This is a genomic window from Streptomyces sp. NPDC015144 (assembly GCF_043079735.1).
Lineage (GTDB): Bacteria > Actinomycetota > Actinomycetes > Streptomycetales > Streptomycetaceae > Streptomyces.
This window is the reverse complement of sequence record NZ_JBIBUU010000003.1, coordinates 401,648-420,165: the sequence shown is the minus strand read 5'-3', so window position 1 is coordinate 420,165 and position 18,518 is coordinate 401,648. Positions and strand designations below refer to the sequence as shown.

Here is an 18,518-nt window from a genome sequence, read left to right as displayed (position 1 = left end):
GTCGGATCTGCAACGCCCGCCACCGGCCCGGTATTCCGTACGGGTCAGCCGGCCTCGGCGGCCCGCCGGGTCAGCTCCGCCCAGACCTCGCGCACCTGCGGCTCCAGCCCGGCCAGGGGTCCGTCGTTGTCGACGATCAGATCGGCCACGGCGCGCCGCTGCTCACGGGTGGCCTGGGCGGCCATCCGGGCGCGGGCATCGGCCTCGGTCATGCCGCGCAGCCGCACCAGCCGGTCGAGCTGGGTCGCGGGGCTCGCGTCCACGACGACGACCAGGTCGTAGAGGGGCGCCAGGCCGTTCTCGGTGAGCAGGGGGACGTCGTGGACGACGACCGAGTCCGGCCCCGCCGCCCGCTCCAGCTCCGCGGAGCGGGCACCGACCAGGGGGTGCACGATCGCGTTGAGCGCGGCGAGCCGGTCGGCGTCGGCGAAGACGATCGAGCCGAGCTTCGGCCGGTCGAGGGTGCCGTCGGCGGCGAGCACCTCCTCGCCGAACTCGGCTACCACGGCGGCGAGCCCCGGGGTCCCCGGCTCGACGACCTCCCGGGCGATCCGGTCCGCGTCGATCAGCACGGCCCCGTACCCGACGAGCAGCCGTGACACTTCACTCTTGCCGGCGCCGATCCCGCCGGTCAGGCCCACCTTCAGCATGCCCGGAAGCATAGGCCCTGTCCTCACGGTGCCGTCGTCCGGCCGGAGGCCGGGCACGGAGGGCGGCAGTGTGAAGGCAGGGCCTGGTGCCCCTGCCCGGGGCACGGCGGTCGGGAACGGTCAGACGTCGCCCTCGCGCTCCGCGAGGAAGCGCTCGAATTCCAGGCCGATCTCGTCGGCGGACGGCAGGTCCACCGGCTCGGCGACCAGATTGCCGCGGGTCTCGGCCCCGGCGACCGCGTCGTACTGGTGCTCAAGGCCCTCGACGAGCGAGACCAGCTCCTCGTCGCCCTGGCCGATCTGCCGCTCGATCTCGGTCTGGGTGCGGTGCGCCTCGGTGCGCAGGGCGTGGGCGACGGCGGGCAGGACCAGGCCGGTGGCGGCCGTGATGGCCTCCAGCGCGGTGAGTGCCGCGTCCGGGTACGCGGAGCGGGCCACGTAGTGCGGGACGTGGGCGGCGACGCCGAGGACGTCGTGTCCGGCCTCCATCAGCCGGTACTCCACCAGGGCCGCCGCGGAGCCGGGCACCTGCGCCTCGTCGAAGGGGGTGCGGTGGCCGGGCATGAGGTCGGTGCGGTTGCCGTGCGGGGTGAGACCGACGGGGCGGGTGTGCGGGACGCCCATCGGGATCCCGTGGAAGTTCACCGCGAGGCGGACGCCGAGACGCTCGACGATCTGCTCGACGGCGGCGGCGAACCGCTCCCACTCCACATCGGGCTCGGGGCCCGACAGCATCAGGAACGGTGCCCCCGTCGTGTCCTGCACGACGCGGACCTCCAGCGTCGGGGTCTCGTAGGCGGTCCAGCGGTCGCGCCGGAAGGTCAGCAGCGGGCGCCGTGCGCGGTAGTCGACGAGGCGGTCGTGGTCGAAGCGGGCCACGACCTGGTGCGGCAGCGAGTCGAGCACGTTGTCCACGATCTGCTCGCCGGTCTCGCCCGCGTCGATGTAGCCGTCGAAGTGGTAGAGCATGACCAGGCCGGCCGACTCCTGGGCGAGCGCCATGTCGACGACGGCCAGGCCCTTGGGCTCCCATTCGTACAAACTCTGCGGATCAGGCACGGTTACCGCTCCTCCTCGTATTCGTCGGGAAGAACGTCCGGCAGCGCACATGCATTCCCGGACTGTGCCCCTTCACCCGCCGGTTCATGCCGGGCGGCGCACGGAAGCGCCGGAGCGGGGACAACGGTACTCGCACGCCCCTGCCCCGATCCCTTCCACACCGGCGCCCGGAAGCAGCCGCGTTGACCGCCGGAAGCCCGAACAGCACGAAGAATCAACGGAGTTGAGAGCCGTACGGAACCACCGGCACCGGCAACGGGCCGCACCCAACCTCACCCGCCCCACCCGCACCACACATGCGTTCCCGCCTTCGCCCCGAACGCCGGACCGGCGCCCCGCCGGGCATTGGTCCAGACATTGACACGGTCGCACCGCGTCCCTACCGTCACTGGGCAGCAAGTTCAGAGACTCGCCCCACATTCATGTACGAGAACCTCGAACTCCTTCGACGGGAAGGCACCCCCCATGCGCACCCGCACGCTGCTCCCGGCCCTGCTGGCCACCGCCCTCGCCACCAGCGGCCTCGCCGTCGCCTCCACCACCGCCACGGCGGCCGGTACGGCCGCGGCCGTCGATGTGAGCACCGCCGCCCAGCTCAAGTCCGCCCTCGCCGCCGCCTCCCCCGGCGACACGATCCGGCTCGCCGACGGCACCTACACCGGCAACTTCAAGGCAACCGTCCCGGCCACCGCCGGCGCCCGGATCACCCTCACCGGCTCGGCCAGGGCGGTCCTCACCGCGAGCGGCGGCTACGGGCTCCACCTCAACGGCGCCTCCTACTGGACCGTCCAGGGCATCACCGTCACCGGCGGCCAGAAGGGCATCATGGCCGACGCCGCCACCGGCGTCGTCATCGACTCGGTGACCGTGCACGGACTCACCATGGAGGGCGTCCACTTCCGCACGTCCAGCAAGGACGGCGTCATCAAGAACTCCCGGATCTACGACACCGGGCGGGACGGACGCGGCATGGGCGAGGGCGTCTACGTCGGCACCGCCAACGACCTCTCCGACCGGAGCGACCGGGTGCAGATCCTGAACAACACGATCGGGCCGGGGGTCGGCGGCGAGAACGTCGACGTCAAGGAGGGCACCACCGGGGTCAGGATCGTCGGCAACACCTTCGACGGCGGCGGGCTGACCGGCGCCCACTTCGACGACTCCTGGGTCGACGTGAAGGGCAACGACGTCCTGGTCGAGAACAACAAGGGCACCCGTACCAGCAACAACGGCTACGAGACCCACACCCAGCAGAGCGGCTGGGGCTGCGGCACCGTCTTCCGGAACAACACCTCCGACCTGACCGGCGCCACCGGCGACAAACGCCTCGCGGTCAACGTCACCAACTACGGCTCCGGCTGCCCGACCACCGTCTACAGCAGCAACACGGTGACCGGCGGCAAGGGGCTGACCAACATCGCCGTCACCCCGTAGCGGCCCCCCGCGGACACGCATGAGGCCCGCTCCCCGAAGGGAGCGGGCCTCACTTTCAGCTACTGCGGTCGATCACCGACCGGAGGGGGCAGAGCGTCAGCTCTGGCCGCCCGCCAGCTTCTCGCGCAGGGCGGCCAGGGCCTCGTCCGACGCCAGGGCGCCGGAGTTGTCCGCCGACTCCGAGGAGTACGAGCCGCCACCGTTGCCGCCGGAGGCGGCCGGGGCACCACCGGCCGGGGCGGCAGCGCCCTCGGCAGCGGCGGCCTCGTCGGCCTCGCGGGACTTGATGACCTGGGCCTGGTGCTGCTCGAAGCGCTGCTGCGCCTCGGCGTACTGGGTCTCCCACGCCTCGCGCTGCGCCTCGTAGCCCTCGAGCCAGTCGTTGGTCTCGGGGTCGAAGCCCTCGGGGTAGATGTAGTTGCCCTGGTCGTCGTAGGACGCGGCCATGCCGTACAGGGTCGGGTCGAACTCGACCGAGGCCGGGTCGGCACCGAAGGACTCGTTGGCCTGCTTCAGCGAGAGGCTGATGCGGCGGCGCTCGAGGTCGATGTCGATGACCTTGACGAAGATCTCGTCGTTGACCTGGACGACCTGCTCCGGGATCTCCACGTGGCGCTCGGCCAGCTCGGAGATGTGGACCAGACCCTCGATGCCCTCGTCGACGCGCACGAACGCACCGAAGGGAACGAGCTTGGTGACCTTACCGGGAACGACCTGCCCGATCTGGTGCGTGCGGGCGAACTGCTGCCACGGGTCTTCCTGCGTCGCCTTGAGCGACAGCGAGACGCGCTCGCGGTCCATGTCGACGTCGAGGACCTCGACCGTGACCTCCTGGCCGACCTCGACGACCTCGGAGGGGTGGTCGATGTGCTTCCAGGACAGCTCGGAGACGTGCACGAGACCGTCGACGCCGCCGAGGTCCACGAACGCACCGAAGTTGACGATCGAGGAGACGACGCCGGAGCGGACCTGGCCCTTCTGCAGGGTCGTGAGGAACGTCTGGCGGACCTCGCTCTGGGTCTGCTCCAGCCAGGCGCGGCGGGACAGGACCACGTTGTTGCGGTTCTTGTCCAGCTCGATGATCTTGGCCTCGAGCTCCTTGCCCACGTAGGGCTGGAGGTCGCGGACACGACGCATCTCGACGAGGGAGGCCGGCAGGAAGCCACGGAGGCCGATGTCGAGGATGAGACCACCCTTGACGACCTCGATGACGGTACCGGTGACGATGCCGTCCTCTTCCTTGATCTTCTCGATCGTGCCCCAGGCACGCTCGTACTGAGCGCGCTTCTTGGACAGGATGAGGCGACCTTCCTTGTCCTCCTTCTGGAGAACCAGGGCCTCGATCTCGTCGCCGACCTTGACGACCTCGTTCGGGTCGACGTCGTGCTTGATCGAGAGCTCGCGGGAGGGGATGACGCCTTCGGTCTTGTAACCGATGTCGAGCAGGACCTCGTCCCGGTCGACCTTCACGATGACGCCGTCGACGATGTCGCCGTCGTTGAAGTACTTGATCGTCTCGTCGATCGCGGCGAGGAAGGCTTCCTCGTTACCGATGTCGTTGACCGCTACCTGCGGGGTGGTGGCGGTGGTCTCGGTGCTGCTCGTCATGTGGGAAAGGGCTCCGGTACGGACAGTGAGTCGTAGGTACTGCTACGCCGGGAGCCCGTATCACCTCTGCCGAATTCCGGACAGCTCGGGAAGCGCCCGCCCCGCTCGGCGGGAGGCGCCTCGTGAACCGAGGGGCATGCAACAGATGCGAGCGCGGCCTGCTAGGTCTGAGGCGCGCAGGCTCGCGGCGCAACTTGTAGCATACGGGGGCAGCCGGGCACGGTCAATGCGCGAAGGCGCACACCGGGGGCGCTCCGGCGCATATCAGGCACAACTCGTGCGCCCCGTGGCCGGATCCGTACCGGAAGAATCCGTGGGCACGGGCACCGTACTCACACGTACCCCCTGGTGCGCCCCGCATGCGGCGGGGTGAAGGCAAACTACAACGACGGACACGATGAGCCAAGAGATCTACGCGGCCGAGCCCGAGGCGACCCGCCGCGCGGCGTCGGAGACCGAGAGCAGCCGGGCCAGTCGCGGCTGGTGGGACCGGAACGCGGACGAGTACCAGAGCGACCACGGCGACTTCCTCGGCGACGACCGCTTCGTCTGGGGCCCGGAGGGGCTCGACGAGGCGGAAGCCGGGCTGCTGGGCCCCGCCGCCGGGCTGCGCGGGCTGGACGTCCTGGAGATCGGCGCCGGGGCCGCGCAGTGCTCGCGCTGGCTCGCCGCCCGGGGTGCCCGCCCGGTGGCGGTGGACCTCTCGCACCGCCAGTTGCAGCACGCCCTGCGGATCGGCGGCGGGGTTCCGCTGGTGGAGGCGGACGCCGGGGTGCTGCCGTTCCGGGACGGCTCCTTCGACCTGGCGTGCTCCGCCTACGGGGCGGTGCCGTTCGTCGCCGACCCGGTGCGGGTCTTCCGCGAGGTGCGCCGGGTGCTCCGGCCGGGCGGGCGCTGGGTCTTCTCGGTGACGCACCCGATCCGCTGGGCGTTCCCGGACGAGCCGGGCCCGGAGGGCCTCTCCGTCGCGGCCTCCTACTTCGACCGCACCCCTTACGTCGAGCAGGACGAGCGGGGCGAGGCCGTGTACGTCGAGCACCACCGGACGCTGGGCGACCGGGTGCGGGACGTGGTGGCGGGCGGTTTCCGGCTGGTGGACCTGGTCGAGCCGGAGTGGCCGGCCTGGAACCACCAGGAGTGGGGCGGCTGGTCCCCACTGCGCGGCAACCTCATCCCGGGCACCGCGATCTTCGTCTGCGTCCGGGACTGAAGCCTTCGTCCGCGTACGCGGCCGGGCCCCGCCCCCGCGCGTACCGGACCGGTCCGGCGGCGTACGAGACTGGGGGCGTGATCCGTACCGACGCCCTGGACCAGTTGCCCGTACGCACCGCGCTGCCCGCCCTGGAGCGGGCCCTCGACGACCGCGGGACGGCGGTGCTCTGCGCGCCGCCCGGCACCGGCAAGACGACGCTCGTCCCGCTGGTGCTGGCCGGGCTGGTCGGGGGCGGCCCGGTGCGCCGGGTGGTGGTCGCCGAGCCCCGGCGGATCGCCGCGCGGGCGGCGGCGCGGCGGATGGCCTGGCTCCTCGGGGAGCGGTCCGGTGAACGGGTGGGCTTCACGGTGCGCGGGGAGCGCGTGGTGGGGCCGGGCACGGTGGTGGAGGTGGTGACCACCGGGGTGCTGCTCCAGCGGCTCCAGCGCGACCAGGAGCTGGCCGGGGTGGACGTGGTGATCGTCGACGAGTGCCACGAGCGGCATCTGGACGCGGACACGGTCGCCGCGTTCCTGCTGGACGTGCGGGAGACCCTGCGGCCCGAGCTGCGGCTGGTCGCCGCGTCCGCGACGACGGACGCGGCGGGGTGGGCGCGGCTGCTGGGCGACGCCCCGGTGGTCGAGGCGGAGGGGGTCGCGCACCCGGTGGAGGTGGTCTGGGCGCCGCCTTCCGCGCCGGTGCGGCCGCCGCACGGGATGAGGGTCGATCCGGCGCTGTTGGCGCATGTCGCCGCGACGGTGCGCCGGGCCTTGGCCGAGCGGGACGGGGACGTGCTGTGCTTCCTGCCCGGCGTCGGCGAGATCGGGCGGGTGGCCGGGCAGCTCGCGGGGGTGGACGCCGAGGTGCTCCAGGTGCACGGGCGGGCCCCGGCGGCGGTGCAGGACGCGGTGCTGGCCGGTTCGTCCGGCGGGCGGCGGGTGGTGCTGGCGACCTCGGTGGCGGAGTCCTCGCTCACGGTCCCGGGGGTGCGGGTCGTGGTGGACTCGGGGCTGGCCCGGGAGCCGCGTACCGATCACGCCCGGGGGCTGAGCGCGCTCACCACGGTGCGGGCCTCGCGGGCGGCGGGGCGGCAGCGGGCGGGCCGGGCCGGGCGGGAGGCGCCCGGGGCGGTGTACCGGTGCTGGACGGAGGCGGAGGACGGGCGGCTCGCCGCGTTCCCGTCCCCGGAGATCCGGGTCGCGGACCTGGCGGCGTTCGCCCTCCAGGCGGCGTGCTGGGGCGATCCGGACGCCTCGGGTCTGGCGCTGCTCGATCCGCCGCCCGCCGGGGCGATGGCCGCGGCGCGCGAGGTGCTGGCGGCGATCGGCGCGGTGGACGCGGAGGGGCGGGTGACCGACCGGGGCGTACGGATGTCCCGGCTCGGCCTGCACCCCCGGCTCGCGCGGGCGCTGCTGGACGGCGCGGGCGAGGTGGGCGGGCTGCTGGCGGCCGAGGTGGTGGCGCTGCTGAGCGAGGAACCGCCCCGGGAGTACGGGGACGACCTGGCGGCGGCGCTGCGTACCGCGCGCCGGGGCGGCGACGGCTACGCGGCGCGCTGGCGGCAGGAGGTGCGGCGGCTGTCCGCCTCGCTCGGCGGGGTCTTCGCGCGGGAGCGGCCGCAGGACGCGGCGGTGGGGCTGGTGGCCGCGCTGGCCTTCCCGGAGCGGGTGGCGCGGGCCCGGGGCGAGGGGGCGTTCCTGATGGTGTCGGGGACGGGCGCGCTGACCGGGGAGGGTTCGGGGCTGCGCGGTGCGCCCTGGCTCGCGGTCGCGGTGGCCGACCGTCCGGCGCACGCGGCGTCGGCGCGGGTGCGGCTGGCCGCGGTGGTCGACGAGGGGACGGCGCGGGAGGCGGCCGGGCATCTGTTCCGGTCCGGCGATGAGGTGCGGTGGGCGGACGGCGACGTGGTGGCGCGCCGGGTGGAGCGGCTGGGCGCGGTCGAGCTGGCGGTGCGCCCGTTGCGGGATCCGGCGCCCGGTGCGGTGCGCGAGGCGCTGGTCGAGGGGTTGCGGCGGGAGGGGCCGGGGCTGCTGCGCTGGTCGCGGGAGAGCGAGCAGTTGCGTCAACGGCTCGCCTTCCTCCACCGCGAGCTGGGCGAGCCGTGGCCGGATGTGTCCGACGGCGCGCTGCTGGAGTGTGCCGGGCAGTGGCTGGAGCCGGAGCTGTCCCGGGCCCGGCGGCGGGCGGATCTGACCCGGATCGACGCGGGGCAGGCGCTGCGGCGGCTGCTGCCGTGGGCGACGGGTGAGGCGGTGCGGCTGGACGAGCTGGCGCCGGAGCGGATCGAGGTGCCGAGCGGTTCCCGGGTCCGGGTGGAGTACGGCGGGGCGCAGCCGGTGCTCGCGGTGAAGCTCCAGGAGCTGTTCGGGCTGCGCGAGACGCCGAGGGTGGCGGGGGTGCCGGTGCTGGTGCACCTGCTGTCCCCGGCCGGCCGCCCGGCGGCGGTCACCGCGGATCTGGCGTCGTTCTGGCGGGACGGCTACCGGGCCGTCCGGGCGGAGCTGCGCGGCCGCTACCCGAAGCATCCGTGGCCCGAGGACCCGGCGACGGCGGAGGCGACCCGGTTCACCAGCGCGCGGCTCAGGCGGGGGCAGGGGTAGCGGCGGGCGTCTTCTCCGGGGACCCGTCCGGGCGGCGGGAGCGGGCCTCCAGCCACAGGGCGAGGGCGAACAGCGCGGCCCCGAGGGCGAGGAAGCCCCAGGGCAGGTACGAGGTGAGCAGCAGGACCAGCAGGCGCTGGGAGCTGACCAGGTCGACGATGGACTCGACGTAGTCGGGGCGCATCTTCACGTGCCCGGCGAACACGGTCATGGTGTCCTCGGGCATTCCCATCTTCCTGGCGTTGCGGAGTTCCTCCTTGTGGATCTCCTCGCCGTTGACGGGGGCTCCGGTGACCGGGTCCACCCAGAACATGCGCTTGGTGGTGTACCAGCGGGTCATGCCGGTCTTGGCGATCTGCTCCGGGCCGACGCCCTGGATGGGCATCTTCTTCGGCATCGGGACCTTGGTCCACGGGATGGTCTGCTCGAAGTAGTAGACCTCCAGGCCGTGGAAGGTGCGGGTGCCCTTGTAGTGGATGGGCGAGCTGGTGCGGGCCTGGGCGTCGAAGTACTCGTAGTCGCGCTTCTCGGTGAGGAAGGGCCATTTGAACTCGATGCCCTCGCGCCGCACGGGATCGCCGTCGACCATCTCGCCGGTGGCGTGGACGGGTGCCTGGCTGTGGGCGTCGAAGATGTAGCGCTCGGGAATCTCGGAGACCATCTTGCCGTCCGGGCCGACCACGTAGCTGAGGGCGTCCCAGACGACGACGTCACGGCCCGCGTCGCGTTCGATGCGTTCGGACTCCTCGACGTTGCCCTTGAGGGTCTGCACGATGGTGACCTTGGGGACCTTCTTCACCTTCATGCCGTCGTTGTAGTCGAGGAGGGTGGCGGGCTTCGCCTCCAGCACCGTCTCCTGGTACTGGCTGGGCGGGATCTTCGCCAGTCTGGGGAAGGCGTACCAGCGCAGCAGCGGGGACAGGGCGGCGAAGAAGACGGCGAACGCCAGGAGGACGAGGCTGGCTCGGCGGCGCATGGTGCCACCCCCTAGTTCTTGGGGCCGGGGACGGTGGTCAGCAGGGGTTTGGGCGAGGTCTTTCCGGGCGGGGCACCGATCGCGCTGATGGTGAGGACGAGCGCGAGGGCCGCGGCCAGTCCGATGGCGGCGGCGACGAGAGCACGCATGCGGGTCCTCCCGGAGAACATCGATCTGATGGGGCGTCAGGGTTGGGGCACCGTAGCAACGCGGGCGCGAGATGAGAACACGCGCGGCAGCCCCTCTGCCGGGTGGCGGCAGAGGGGCTGCTGGGGGCGGTGCCGTGGGGCGGGCCGGGTCAGGCGGTGGACGCCTTGGGGCTCGCGGTGGCCGTGGGGGTTCCGGTGGCCGAGGGGCTCGCGCCCGGCGCGGGGGTGGCGCCCGTGCCGGATCCCTCGCCGGAGCTCTCGCCGGGCGAGGGGGTCGCGGTGGGCCCGGAGTCCTCGACCTTCAGCTCGACGACGAGCGTCGCGCCCTCGGCGGTGAGCCGCAGCTTGAAGGTGCCCTCGGTGTCGTCGGCGTAGATCTTCGGCAGCTCCAGGGTGCCGTCGGCGCCGGTGCGCAGGGCGGTGAGGGTGCGGACGGGCTTGCCGTCGGCGTCCTTGAAGTAGGGGCCCTTGTCGTTCTCGGCCGGCTTCTCGGCGTCGGTGATCATGGTGGCGGTGACGGTGACACCGGCCGCCGCCGCGCCCTTGAAGGTGGCCTTGAGCCCGACGGTGTCGGCGAACGCGGCCCCCGGGGCGGCGGTCAGCTCCTTGTCACCGGTACGGGCGATCGCGTCGGCGCGCCGGGCGGTGACGGTGGCCGTGTACGTGACGGGCGGCAGCGAGCTGCCGGTGACCGAGGCCCGCACGGTGAACATGCCGGTCTTCTCGCCCGCCTTCAGCACCGGGGCGGTGGCGGTGCCGTCGGCCGCGGTGCGCACGACGGCGGTCTTCCCGCCGCCCGCGAAGGCGGCGTCGGTGTCGCTGGTGATGGTGAAGGTCACCGACACCTTGGCGAGCGGGGCGCCCTTCTTGTTCTCGGCCCGCACGGCGATCCGTTCGGCGAAGGCGTCGCCCGCGGTGGCGGTCAGCTTGCCGGTGCCGGCGTTCTCGATGCCGGCCGGGGTGTCGGACGGGGTGGGCTTCGGGTCGGGGTCCTTCGGGCCGCCGCCCGGCTTCGAGGGCTTCGACGGCTTCGTGCCGGAGCCGGGCGTCCTGGACGGCGGAGGGGTCGGGCCGGTGCCGGAGCCGAGGTCGGGCGGGAGGGCGCCGGTGCCGTCGGGGACCTCGTGGGTGCCGCGCTTGTAGTAGTCGAACCAGGAGCGGACGGTGCGCAGATAGGCGTCCGAGTGGTTGTAGCTCAGGACCGCCCGGTCGAGGTCGGCGGCGAGCGACAGATCGCGGGAGCCGGCGCAGAGGTAGCGCCCGGCGGCGAGCGCCGCGTCGTAGACGTTGTTGGGGTCCTTGCGGCCGTCGCCGTTGCCGTCCTGGCCCCAGGTGGCCCAGGTGGACGGGATGAACTGCATCGGGCCGACGGCGCGGTCGTGGGTGCTGTCCCCGTCGTAGGCCCCGTTGTCGGTGTCCTTGATCATCGCGAAGCCGCGGCCGTCGAGGACCGGGCCGAGGATCGGCGAGAAGGTGGTGCCGTTGCCGTCGACCCGCCCGCCGCGGGCGTGGCCGGACTCGACCTTGCCGATCGCGGCCAGCAGCTGCCAGGGCAGGCGGCAGGCGGCGTCACTGGCGCGGACGGTCCGTTCGGCCTTCTTGTACGCGGCCAGGACGGAGGCGGGGATGCCGGATTCCGCGCTGCCGGTGACGGGAAGGCCGGCCGATGCGCCGGGCCTGTCCGGCGTGTTCAGCGGGGGAAGCTCCGTGTAGTACGGCGAGTTCCCGGTCGCCGCGCCGTTCTCGGGCTCGGGCGTGGTGCCCGTGGCCTGCGGGTCGTCGCTCCCGCCGCCGACCAGCGTGGTTCCGGGGGCGCCCGATGCGGAGAGCGCCGCCACGGCGAGTGCGGCCACGGCCGCCGTGGTCGCCCCCTTGCGAAGCCGGCGACCGAATTGCGCTGCCATAACCTCTGGCCCCTCCCCTTCGACGGGTCCGCGCTCCCCTGCGCCGGACTCAGGCGACCCTACGGCAACTCGTACGGCCAAGGCACGGCGCACTGACCGGTTCTTACCTGTTTTTCACGTTCCCGACTGCAAGTTGTACGGCCGTGCCCGGATGCTCCGCACACGTCGCCCATACTTGCCGCCATGCCGTTCACACTCAGTCATGCCGCCGCGGTGCTCCCGGGGATGCGCCGGGACGGGACCGCGCGGGGGCCGCTGTTCGCCTCGGCACTCGTGGCGGGTTCCTTCGCCCCCGATCTGACGTACTTCGCGGACTCCGTGGTTCCCGGCGCCATGGAGTTCGGCGAGGTCACCCACGCGGTGTGGGGCGTGCTGACGGTCGATGTGCTGATCGCGGCGGCCGCGGTGGGGATCTGGCTGCTGCTGCGCGACCCCCTGGTGGGGCTGGTGCCGGCGCCCTGGCGGGGGCGGGTGCACGCCTTCGTCCGGGGGCGGCCCGTCGCGCGGGGGCCGCGGGCGGCCGGGTGGTTCGTCCTGTCGGCGGTCCTGGGGGCGGCCACCCATGTCGTCTGGGACGCCTTCACCCATCACGGGCGCTGGGGGGTGCGCCTGGTGCCGGTGCTCGGCGGGAGCGTCGGCGGGTACCCGGTGTTCCAGCTGGTGCAGTACGGCAGTTCGGCGGTGGCGCTGGCGGTACTGGGGTGGTTCACGGTCTCGGGGCTGCGCCGGGCCGGGGCGGCGCCGACGCCCCCGTCCGTGCCGGTGCCGGACCGCCGGGAGCGGTGGGCCGTGGCGGCCCTGCTCGGCGTCTGCGTGCTGCTCGGCACCGCCCACCGCTGCGCGCGCTGGTACGCGTACTTCGGACACCTCGACACCCCGCTGGACATCGTCCCGACCGCCTGCTTCGGCGCCGGGGCGGGGCTGGCCGCGGGCCTGGTGCTGTACGGGGCGTGGGCCCGGCTGCGACGGCCGCGGCACCCCGCCCGGGAGGTCACCGGACGGGCGGCGGGGTGATCCCCCGGCCCGCCCGGTGACCGCCGCACGGCTCAGTGGGCGGCGGACTCCCAGTCCGTACCGACACCGACCGAGACGTCCAGCGGGGCGCGGAGCCGCACCGCCGTGGACATCTCGTGACGGACGATCTCCTCGACCCGCTCCCGCTCGCCCCCGGCGATCTCCAGGACGATTTCGTCATGGACCTGGAGCAGCATCCGGGACTTCAGCCCCGCCCCGGTCAACGCCCGGTCGACCTGGAGCATGGCGACCTTCACGATGTCGGCGGCCGTGCCCTGGATCGGCGCGTTCAGTGCCATCCGCTCGGCCATCTCGCGGCGCTGCCGGTTGTCGCTGTTGAGGTCGGGGAGGTAGCGGCGGCGGCCGAAGACCGTCTCCGTGTAGCCCGTGGACCGGGCCTCCTCCACCACCCGGTGCAGATAGTCGCGGACCCCGCCGAACCGCTCGAAGTACGTGTCCATCAGGCCGCGCGCCTCGGCCGGCTCGATGTTCAGCTGCTGGGAGAGGCCGAACGCGGAGAGCCCGTAGGCCAGTCCGTAGCTCATGGCCTTGATCTTGCGGCGCATCTCCGGGTCGACGGCCGACTTGTCGACGCCGAAGACCTGCGAGGCGACCGTGGTGTGCAGGTCCTCGCCGGAGGTGAACGCCTCGATCAGACCGGCGTCCTCGGAGAGGTGGGCCATGACCCGCAGCTCGATCTGGCTGTAGTCGGCGGTCATCAGCGTCTCGAAGCCGTCACCGACGACGAAGCCGCGGCGGATGGCCCGGCCCTCGTCGGTACGGACCGGGATGTTCTGCAGGTTGGGGTCGGTGGAGGAGAGCCGGCCCGTCGCCGCCACGGTCTGGTTGAACGTGGTGTGGATGCGGCCGTCCGGCGCGACCGTCTTGATCAGGCCCTCGACGGTGACCCGCAGCTTGGCCTGCTCGCGGTGGCGCAGCATGATCACCGGCAGCTCGTGCTCGGTCTGGGCGGCGAGCCAGGCCAGCGCGTCGGCGTCGGTGGTGTACCCGGTCTTCGTCTTCTTCGTCTTCGGCAGGCCCAGCTCACCGAAGAGGACTTCCTGGAGCTGCTTGGGCGAACCGAGGTTGAACTCGTGGCCGACCGCCGCGTGCGCCTCCTTCACCGCCTGCTGCACCGCACCGGCGAACTGCTGCTCCATCCCTTCCAGATGGGCCCGGTCCGCGGCGATGCCGTGCCGCTCCAGACGGGCCAGCAGCGCGGAGGTCGGCAGCTCCATCTCGCGCAGCAGCTTGTCCGCGCCGACCTCGACCAGCCGGGTCGTGAACGCCTCGCCCAGGTCCAGCACCGCGCGGGCCTGCGCCATCAGGGCCTCGGCCTCCGCCCGGTCGTCCGCGCCGAAGGCCAGCTGCCCGTCGGCGGCCGCGGCGGGAGCCAGCTCACGGCCCAGGTACTCGACCGTCAGCGCGTCCAGCGCGAACGACCGGCGGCCGGGCTTGACCAGGTACGCGGCGAGCGCGGTGTCCATCGTGACGCCGTCGACCGACCAGCCGTGCTCGGGGAAGACCCGCATGGCGGCCTTGGCGTTGTGCATGACCTTGGGCCGGTCCGCGGCGGCGATCCAGGCGGCGAACGCCCGCTCGTCGCCCTCGTCGAGCCGGGCCGGGTCGAACCAGGCGGCCGGTCCGTCCGCCGCGGCCAGCGCGATCTCGGTGACCGAGCCGCTGCCCAGCGCCCACGCGTCGACCGTGGCGACACCGAGCGGCTGCCCGCCGTGCTCGTCGAGCCAGCCGGCGAGCTCGCCCGCGCCCAGCACCACACCGTCCAGCTCGACACCCGCGGCCGGCGCCGGGGCCTCGTCCTCGGCCGCCCCCGGGTCGACGGCCAGCAGCCGCTCACGCAGGCTCGGGTTGCGGATCTCCAGGACCTCCAGGACACCCGCCACGGCCGTACGGTCGTAGGGCGCGCGCTCCAGGTCCTGCGGGGTCTTCGGCAGCTCCACGTCACGGACCATCTCGGTCAGCCGGCGGTTGAGCCGCACCGCGTCCAGATGGTCGCGGAAATTCTGCCCGGCCTTGCCCTTGACCTCCTCGGCCCGCTCGACCAGCTCGTCGAAGGAACCGAACTGGTTGATCCACTTCGCGGCCGTCTTCTCACCGACCCCCGGGATGCCCGGCAGGTTGTCCGACGGGTCACCGCGCAGCGCCGCGAAGTCGGGGTACTGCCGCGGGGAGAGCCCGTACTTCTCCTCGACCTTCGCGGGGGTGAAACGGGTCAGCTCCGAGACGCCCTTGGTCGGATAGAGCACCGTCACGTTGTCCGTGATCAACTGGAAGGAGTCCCGGTCACCAGTGACGATCAGCACCTCGAAACCGGCCGCCTCCGCCTGCGTGGCCAGCGTGGCGATCACATCGTCCGCCTCGAAACCGTCGACCGCGAAACGGTCCACGTGCATCGCGTCCAGCAGCTCGCCGATCAGCTCGACCTGCCCCCGGAACTCGTCGGGCGTCTTGGAGCGGTTCGCCTTGTACTCCGGGAACTCCTCGGAACGCCAGGTCTTGCGGGAGACGTCGAACGCCACCGCGAAATGCGTCGGCGCCTCGTCACGCAACGTGTTCGCGAGCATCGACGCGAAGCCGTACACCGCGTTCGTCGGCTGCCCCGACCCTGTCGTGAAATTCTCCGCAGGCAGCGCAAAGAACGCCCGGTACGCCAGGGAGTGCCCGTCCATCAGGAGCAGGCGCGGTCGGTTGTCTGCCGTCTTCTTCGATGCCGTCTCAGCCACGCCCCCGATCCTGCCACGGACCACTGACATTCCCGACCGACCGGGCTGCGCCGGGCCCCGGACCACCGCCGCCACCGGTCCCGCCCCGTCCGGGCCGCTGCCGCTGTCGGTGCCGCGTGACAGGATCGTAGGAGGAACACGGGCGGCTGCGGCAAGGACCGCACCGCCCCGCAGTCGGCCCGAAGGGGAGCACGCCATGGCCACCAAGCCGCCCACCGGTGACCCGGTCCAGGACGCACCCCGGGTCGGACCGGCCCAGCACGCCGCCGCCGGACTGCCCGCCGTCGCCCACAGCCTGCGCGTCGCCCAGCAGCAGATGGGCCTGCGGCGCACCGCGCGCACCCTGCTCAAGGTCAACCAGAAGGACGGCTTCGACTGCCCCGGCTGCGCCTGGCCCGAAGGCGACCGACGACACACGGCCGAATTCTGCGAGAACGGCGCCAAGGCGGTCGCCGAGGAGGCCACGCTCCGCCGGGTCACCCCGGAGTTCTTCGCCGCGCACCCCCTCCCCGACCTCGCGGGACGCAGCGGTTACTGGCTCGGCCAGCAGGGCCGGATCACCCACCCGATGTACCTCCCCGAGGGCGCCGACCGGTACGAGGCGGTGAGCTGGGAGCGCGCCTTCGCGATCATCGCCGAGGAACTGACCGCCCTCGCCTCCCCCGACGAGGCCCTCTTCTACACCTCCGGGCGCACCAGCAACGAGGCCGCGTTCCTGCTCCAGCTGTTCGCCCGCGAGTTCGGCACGAACAACCTCCCCGACTGCTCCAACATGTGCCACGAGTCCTCCGGCTCGGCGCTGACGGAGACCATCGGCGTCGGCAAGGGCAGCGTCTCCCTGGAGGACCTCCACCGGGCCGACCTGATCATCGTCGCCGGGCAGAACCCCGGCACGAACCACCCCCGGATGCTCTCCGCCCTGGAGAAGGCCAAGGCCGCCGGGGCGAGGATCATCTCGGTGAACCCGCTCCCCGAGGCCGGCATGGAGCGCTTCAAGAACCCCCAGACCCCGCTCGGCCTGGCCCGGGGCACCGCCCTCAACGACCTCTTCCTCCAGATCCGGATCGGCGGCGACCAGGCCCTCTTCCGCCTCCTGAACAAGATGATCCTGGAGACCGGGGGCGCCGTCGACGAGGCCTTCGTACGGGAGCACACCCACGGTTTCGACGAGTTCGCGGCCGCCGCCCGCGCCGCCGACTGGGAAGAGACGCTCACCGCCACCGGCCTCGACCGCGAGACGATCGAACAGGCCCTGGCCATGGTCCTCGCCTCCAAGCGCACGATCGTCTGCTGGGCCATGGGCCTCACCCAGCACAAGCACTCCGTGCCAACCATCCGCGAAGTCGTCAACTTCCTGCTGCTGCGGGGGAACATCGGTCGCCCCGGCGCCGGCGTCTGCCCCGTCCGGGGCCACTCCAACGTGCAGGGCGACCGCACCATGGGCATCTTCGAACGCCCCTCCGCCGCCTTCCTCGACGCCCTCGACAAGGAATTCGGCATCACCTCGCCGCGCCACCACGGCTACGACGTCGTCCGCTCCATCCGGGCCCTGCGCGACGGCGACGCCAAGGTCTTCTTCGCCATGGGCGGCAACTTCGTCGCGGCCACCCCCGACACGGCCGTCACGGAGGCCGCGATGCGCCGCGCCCGCCTCACCGTCCACGTCTCCACCAAACTCAACCGCTCGCACACCGTGACCGGCACCCGCGCGCTGATCCTCCCCACGCTGGGCCGCACCGACCGGGACGTCCAGGCCGGCGGCAAGCAGTTCGTCACCGTCGAGGACTCCATGAGCATGGTCCACGCCTCGCGCGGCAACCTGCCCCCCGCCAGCCCCCACCTGCTCTCCGAGCCCGCCATCGTCGCCCGGCTCGCCCGCGCCGTGCTCGGCCCCGGATCGGCCACCCCCTGGGAGGAGTTCGAACGGGACTACGCCACGATCCGCGACCGCATCTCCCGCGTCGTCCCCGGCTTCGAGGACTTCAACGCCCGCGTCGCCCGCCCCGGCGGCTTCACCCTCCCGCACGCCCCGCGCGACGAACGCCGCTTCCCCACCGCCACCGGCCGGGCCAACTTCACCGCCGCCCCCGTCGAGTACCCCGAACTGCCCGAAGGCAGGCTGCTGCTGCAGACCCTGCGCTCCCACGACCAGTACAACACCACCATCTACGGCCTCGACGACCGCTACCGGGGCATCCGGGACGGCCGCCGCGTCGTCCTCGTCAACCCCGACGACGCCCGCGCCCTCGCCCTGCCCGACGGCGCCTACACCGACCTCGTCGGCGAGTGGAAGGACGGCGTGGAGCGCCGTGCCCCCGGCTTCCGCGTGGTGCACTACCCGACCGCCCGGGGCTGCGCCGCCGCCTACTACCCGGAGACCAACGTGCTGGTCCCCCTGGACTCCACCGCCGACACCAGCAACACCCCGGCCAGCAAGTCCGTCGTCGTCCGCTTCGAGAACACCACGGCGGGCCCGGCGGACGGCACCGCCTGAGACCGGCCGGGAGGACGAGGAGAAGGCCGCCCGCAGGGACCCCTCCCGGCCGCCGGACACGCCCCGGCGCGTGTCCGGCGGACCAGGAGCGGGCAGGGAGCGATGACACGCCCTAAGCGTCCGCTCAGCCGTCTGATAGGAACGACGCACACAGCAGTGATGTCGTGAACCACCGCAGACGATCGGAGCAGGCCCATGGGCGAGCAGACCACTCCCAGGTTCCCCCAGGAGATCATCGACGAGTACGCCGCCCTCGGCGTCGACCTGCCCGCGCTCTTCTCCGCCGGCCACCTCGGCGAACGCATGGGCGTCACCATCGTCGAGGCCTCCGCGGAGCGGGTCGTCGGCACCATGCCCGTCGAGGGCAACACCCAGCCGTACGGGCTGCTCCACGGCGGCGCCTCCGCCGTACTCGCCGAGACCCTCGGCTCCGTCGGCGCCATGCTCCACGGCGGGGCGTCCAGGCTCGCCGTGGGCGTCGACCTGAACTGCACCCACCACCGCGGAGTGCGCAGCGGGCTCGTGACCGGCACCGCCACCCCCGTGCACCGCGGCCGGTCCACCGCCACGTACGAGATCGCCATCACCGACGAGGCGGGCAAGCGGGTCTGCACGGCCCGCCTCACCTGCATGCTCCGCGACGCCCCGCGCCCCGGCACCGACTGACCGACCGGAAACACGACCCACCAGAACC

Annotated in this window: 13 protein-coding genes; 6 read left to right on the top strand and 7 right to left on the bottom strand. The window is 72.7% G+C overall.

The window, feature by feature from the left end; all coding sequences use genetic code 11:
• Positions 1 to 44: 44 nt before the first annotated feature.
• A complete protein-coding gene (gene coaE / locus ACF08W_RS08515; RefSeq protein WP_385211404.1) occupies positions 45 to 650 on the bottom strand; it encodes a dephospho-CoA kinase in 606 nt (201 codons plus the stop codon).
• Between the two features lie 120 nt (positions 651 to 770).
• The gene (locus tag ACF08W_RS08510) at positions 771 to 1,709 is read right to left on the bottom strand and encodes a PAC2 family protein (RefSeq protein ID WP_385211402.1); all 939 of its coding nucleotides are present in this window, start codon (positions 1,707 to 1,709) and stop codon (positions 771 to 773) included.
• Positions 1,710 to 2,174: 465 nt separating this feature from the next.
• On the opposite strand from ACF08W_RS08510, the gene ACF08W_RS08505 reads away from it, so the two are divergent.
• On the top strand, positions 2,175 to 3,143 hold the full coding sequence (locus tag ACF08W_RS08505) for a right-handed parallel beta-helix repeat-containing protein (RefSeq protein WP_392278819.1): 969 nt from the start codon (positions 2,175 to 2,177) through the stop codon (positions 3,141 to 3,143).
• Positions 3,144 to 3,239: 96 nt separating this feature from the next.
• Here the strand turns inward: ACF08W_RS08505 and rpsA are convergent, their stop codons facing one another.
• Positions 3,240 to 4,751 (bottom strand): 30S ribosomal protein S1, encoded by a 1,512-nt coding sequence (rpsA, locus tag ACF08W_RS08500; protein WP_352274986.1) that lies wholly within the window; start codon positions 4,749 to 4,751, stop codon positions 3,240 to 3,242.
• Between the two features lie 397 nt (positions 4,752 to 5,148).
• On the opposite strand from rpsA, the gene ACF08W_RS08495 reads away from it, so the two are divergent.
• Entirely contained in the window at positions 5,149 to 5,961 is an 813-nt protein-coding gene (locus tag ACF08W_RS08495) for a class I SAM-dependent methyltransferase (RefSeq protein ID WP_392278818.1), read from the top strand.
• 77 nt (positions 5,962 to 6,038) lie between these two features.
• Positions 6,039 to 8,543, top strand: a complete 2,505-nt coding sequence (gene hrpB, locus ACF08W_RS08490; protein WP_392278817.1) for an ATP-dependent helicase HrpB — start codon at positions 6,039 to 6,041, stop codon at positions 8,541 to 8,543.
• On the opposite strand, the gene ACF08W_RS08485 is transcribed toward hrpB, so the two are convergent.
• From ACF08W_RS08485 to ACF08W_RS08475, 3 genes are all read right to left on the bottom strand, one after another.
• On the bottom strand, positions 8,524 to 9,519 hold the full coding sequence (locus ACF08W_RS08485; protein WP_392278816.1) for a DUF3068 domain-containing protein: 996 nt from the start codon (positions 9,517 to 9,519) through the stop codon (positions 8,524 to 8,526). The two genes, hrpB and ACF08W_RS08485, sit on opposite strands and share 20 nt — an antisense overlap.
• A gap of 11 nt (positions 9,520 to 9,530) precedes the next feature.
• Positions 9,531 to 9,668, bottom strand: coding sequence for an SPW_0924 family protein (locus ACF08W_RS08480; RefSeq protein ID WP_352274982.1), 138 nt, complete (start codon positions 9,666 to 9,668; stop codon positions 9,531 to 9,533).
• A 149-nt stretch (positions 9,669 to 9,817) separates the two neighbouring features.
• Positions 9,818 to 11,572, bottom strand: a complete 1,755-nt coding sequence (locus ACF08W_RS08475) for a lytic murein transglycosylase (protein WP_392278815.1) — start codon at positions 11,570 to 11,572, stop codon at positions 9,818 to 9,820.
• Positions 11,573 to 11,755: 183 nt separating this feature from the next.
• Here ACF08W_RS08475 and ACF08W_RS08470 point away from each other — a divergent pair, with 183 nt between their 5' ends.
• Entirely contained in the window at positions 11,756 to 12,586 is an 831-nt protein-coding gene (locus ACF08W_RS08470; protein WP_392278814.1) for a DUF4184 family protein, read from the top strand.
• Between the two features lie 32 nt (positions 12,587 to 12,618).
• On the opposite strand, the gene polA is transcribed toward ACF08W_RS08470, so the two are convergent.
• A complete protein-coding gene (gene polA / locus ACF08W_RS08465) occupies positions 12,619 to 15,330 on the bottom strand; it encodes a DNA polymerase I (RefSeq protein ID WP_392278813.1) in 2,712 nt (903 codons plus the stop codon).
• Between the two features lie 196 nt (positions 15,331 to 15,526).
• On the opposite strand from polA, the gene ACF08W_RS08460 reads away from it, so the two are divergent.
• The gene (locus tag ACF08W_RS08460) at positions 15,527 to 17,824 is read left to right on the top strand and encodes an FdhF/YdeP family oxidoreductase (RefSeq protein ID WP_392278812.1); all 2,298 of its coding nucleotides are present in this window, start codon (positions 15,527 to 15,529) and stop codon (positions 17,822 to 17,824) included.
• A gap of 195 nt (positions 17,825 to 18,019) precedes the next feature.
• The gene (locus ACF08W_RS08455) at positions 18,020 to 18,490 is read left to right on the top strand and encodes a hotdog fold thioesterase (RefSeq protein ID WP_352274977.1); all 471 of its coding nucleotides are present in this window, start codon (positions 18,020 to 18,022) and stop codon (positions 18,488 to 18,490) included.
• Positions 18,491 to 18,518 lie beyond the last annotated feature (28 nt).